The following is a 3,301-nucleotide window of genomic DNA, read 5'->3' as shown; positions in this document are numbered from 1 at the left end:
CGTCTTGTGGTCCCTCGGTGTGTGTGTTGATCTTTGTGGTCGTCACCGTCAGTGTGTCGAGCAGTGAGGGGTTGAGACGACAACGGCCCTCCCGCTTCATGTCGTGGAGGACCGCTGCGGGAGGGCCGTGCTGGGATGCGCGGAGGCACCCGTTGGTGACGGTAGAGGCTGATCCGGTTCAAGTCGAGTTGCGGTTGGCGTCCGGGCAGGTCGAGTGTCCGGGTTGCCGGGAAGCGTTGCGTCCGTGGGGTTGGGGGCGTCCGCGTGGTGTCGGTGGGATCGCTGGCGTGTTACGTCCGCGGCGTGCCCGCTGCGGTGGGTGTCTGGTCACGCATGTGTTGTTGCCGGTCACGGTGCTGGTTCGGCGGGCGTACGGGGTTGAGGTGATCGGGGCGGCGTTGCTGGCTCGTGCCGGCGGGCGGGGTCACCGGGCGATCGCGCGGACGCTGGGGGTTCCGGCGGCGACGGTGCGGGGCTGGCTGCGGGTGATGGCCGGCCGGTTGGAGCCGGTGCGGCTGTATCTGTTGCAGGTAGCTCATCGCGCTGGGGTGGATCAGCCGGTGCCGAAGGCGCTCGGCTCGCCGTGGCGTGACGTGCTGGCCGCGCTGGGGGCTGCGACTGCGGCGGTGACCGGCCGGTTCGGTGCGGTGGGGGTCGTCGGCGCGGTGACGGGCTGGCAGGTCGCCGTGGCGTGTTCTGCTGGTCGGCTGCTCGCGCCGGGCTGGCCGCCGGCGCGGCCGGGTGCCGGTCGCAACACGAGTTGCCTCTGACGCGCTGGGCGGGCATCCGGAATCCTCGCGAGAGTTGCTGCCCGGCCGGGACCGGCCGGGCTTTCCCTTGCTGAATAGAGGTTTTCGTGGTGAGCACACCCGAGCAGGACGACGTCAAACGTCGACAGCGGGCGCAGCAGGTGGCGTTGTTCCGCTACCAGTTGATCTGTCCTGCGCTGGATCCGGAGCTGTCGACCAAGGCGCGCGGCAGGATCGTGCGGGCGATCGCCGCCGGCACGCATGCCGGCCCGTTCGGCGGGCAGCATTCCTATTCCCGCGACACCCTGGATCGATGGATTCGCCGCTACCGTGCCGGCGGTTTCGACGCTCTGGCCCCGTCGATCCGCCAGCCCGGCACCCGCCTCGACACTGAGGTGCTGGAGCTGGCGGTGGCGCTGAAGCGGGAGAACCCCGCCCGGACCGCCGCGCAGGTCGCGCGGATCCTGCGCACCTCGTCCGGCTACTCACCGTCGGAATCCACGCTGCTGCGGCTGTTCCACCGTCGTGAGCTGATGGGCCCCGCGGCCGGTGGTGGCGGTGTGGTGTTCGGCCGGTTCGAGGCCGAGGCGCCGAATCAGCGGTGGGTCGGGGATGCGTTGCACGGGCCGCGGGTCGGCGGCCGCAAAACGTACCTGTTCGCGTTCCTGGATGATCATTCCCGCCTCGTGACCGGTTACCGGTTCGGGTTCGCCGAGGACACCGTGCGGCTGGCCGCCGCACTCGAACCGGCGCTCGCGTCTCGCGGCGTTCCCGCCAGCGTCTACGTGGACAACGGGTCGGCGTTCGTTGATGCGTGGCTGTTGCGGGCCTGCGGCAAGCTCGGGATCCGGCTGGTGCACTCCACCCCGCACCGGCCCCAAGGCAGAGGCAAGATCGAACGGTTCTTCAAGACCGTGCGCGATCAGTTCCTCGTCGAGGTCGCCGACACCAGCGCCGGGCAGCTAGCCGACGCCCAGCTCACCCCGGCCGCGGGTCTGCTCGAGCTCAACGCCCTGTTCACCGCCTGGGCCGAAAGTGTCTACCACCACCAGGTGCACTCCGAAACCCAGCAGACACCCCTGCAGCGCTGGAACGACGGCTGGCAGCGCCTCGGGCACGGCCCGGTCATGCCCGCAACCGAGGCGTTGACCGAGGCGTTCTTGTGGTCCGAGCACCGCACCGTCACCAAGACCGCCACCGTCTCGCTGCACGGCAACACCTACCAGGTCGAGGCCGCGCTGGCCGGACGCAAGGTCGAGCTCGTGTTCTCCCCGTTCAACCTGGAAGTCATCCAGGTCCGCCACCGCGACAAAGACTTCGGGCACGCCGTCCCGCACGTCATCACCCGCCACGCGCATCCCAAAGCCCGACCGGAAACACCCGAGCCCGCACCCGCGCCGGCGACCGGGATCGCCTACCTGCAACTGATCGCCGACACCCACCACCAGCAAGTCGCCGACGACGAACGCATCGGTTTCCACGCGCTCTACTCAACCCCGCCCGAGCAAATCCCCGGGCAAATCCCCGGGCAAATCCCCGGGCAAATCCCCGGGCAAATCCCCGGGCAAATCCCCGGGCAGCTGTCCATCGACGACATCACCGACGACATCACCGGCGATGTGACCGGCGAGCAGGGACGCGAGGTCAGCCGGTGAGCGTTCAGCGTCTGCAGTCGCACTGGGGCTTCACCACGATGCCCTTCGGCCGCGGCTTGGCCCCGTCGATGCTGCACCGACACGGCGGCCATTCCGAGGCCGTCGCCCGCATCGCCTGGTGCATCGACCAGCACGCCCTCGGCGTGATCACCGGCGAGGTCGGCGCCGGCAAAACCGTCGCCGTCCGCGCCGCCACCGCCGCCCTCGACACCTCCCGGCACGTCGTCATCTACCTACCCAACCCCTCGGTCGGCGTCCGCGGCATGCTGCACCACATCGTCACCGCGCTCGGACAGGTCCCCAACTTCCACACCGCCACCCTCGTCCCCCAGGCCGCCGACGCGCTCGCCGCCGAACACGCCGAACGCGGCCGCAGCCCGGTCGTGATCATCGACGAGGCACACCTGCTCGACAACACCCAGATGGAAGCCGTCCGCATGCTCACCAACCACAACATGGACTCCGGCGCCCCGTTCGCCGCCCTGCTGATCGGACAACCCACCCTGCGCCAACGCCTCCGCCTCGGCGTCCTCGCCGCCCTCGACCAGCGAATCTCCGTGCGCTACACCCTCACCGGCATGAACCCGGCCGAGACCACCGACTACATCACCCACCACCTCAAAATCGCCGGCCGCACCGACACCCTGTTCAGCACCGACGCGATCACCCTGATCCACAACGCCTCACGCGGCTACCCACGAGCGATCAACAACCTCGCCGTCAACGCCCTCACCGCCGCATTCGCCCGCAACAGCTCAATCGTCGACGACAAAGCCGCCCGCACCGCGATCTCCGAGACCGGCGCCGACTGACCCGCCAGGCGAGTCACCACGCCGAACACCCCATCACCCAACCGACCAAGGCCCCGCCCGCGACCAGCCGGCGGGGCCTTCTCAC

The 3,301-nt window shown here is 69.6% G+C and carries 3 protein-coding genes; all 3 read left to right on the top strand.

Features of this window, described 5'->3' with window-relative positions; translation table 11 throughout:
* Positions 1–335: 335 nt before the first annotated feature.
* The 3 genes from ABD255_RS43575 to ABD255_RS43565 all read left to right on the top strand — a co-directional run bounded on the left by ABD255_RS43575 (position 336) and on the right by ABD255_RS43565 (position 3,216).
* A complete protein-coding gene (locus ABD255_RS43575; RefSeq protein ID WP_344222770.1) occupies positions 336–770 on the top strand; it encodes a helix-turn-helix domain-containing protein in 435 nt (144 codons plus the stop codon).
* 89 nt (positions 771–859) lie between these two features.
* Positions 860–2,404 carry a DDE-type integrase/transposase/recombinase gene (locus ABD255_RS43570; protein ID WP_344222769.1) on the top strand — a complete coding sequence of 515 codons (1,545 nt, stop codon included), beginning with the start codon at positions 860–862 and terminating at the stop codon, positions 2,402–2,404.
* Positions 2,401–3,216, top strand: coding sequence for an ExeA family protein (locus ABD255_RS43565; protein WP_344222768.1), 816 nt, complete (start codon positions 2,401–2,403; stop codon positions 3,214–3,216). Before ABD255_RS43570 ends, ABD255_RS43565 begins: the two co-directional genes overlap by 4 nt.
* The last annotated feature ends 85 nt before the right edge of the window (positions 3,217–3,301 follow it).

Origin of the sequence: Kribbella sancticallisti (genome assembly GCF_039530625.1) — a bacterium.
In the GTDB taxonomy this organism is placed as follows: Bacteria; Actinomycetota; Actinomycetes; order Propionibacteriales; family Kribbellaceae; genus Kribbella; species Kribbella sancticallisti.
This window is presented reverse-complemented; position numbering and strand designations above follow the sequence as displayed.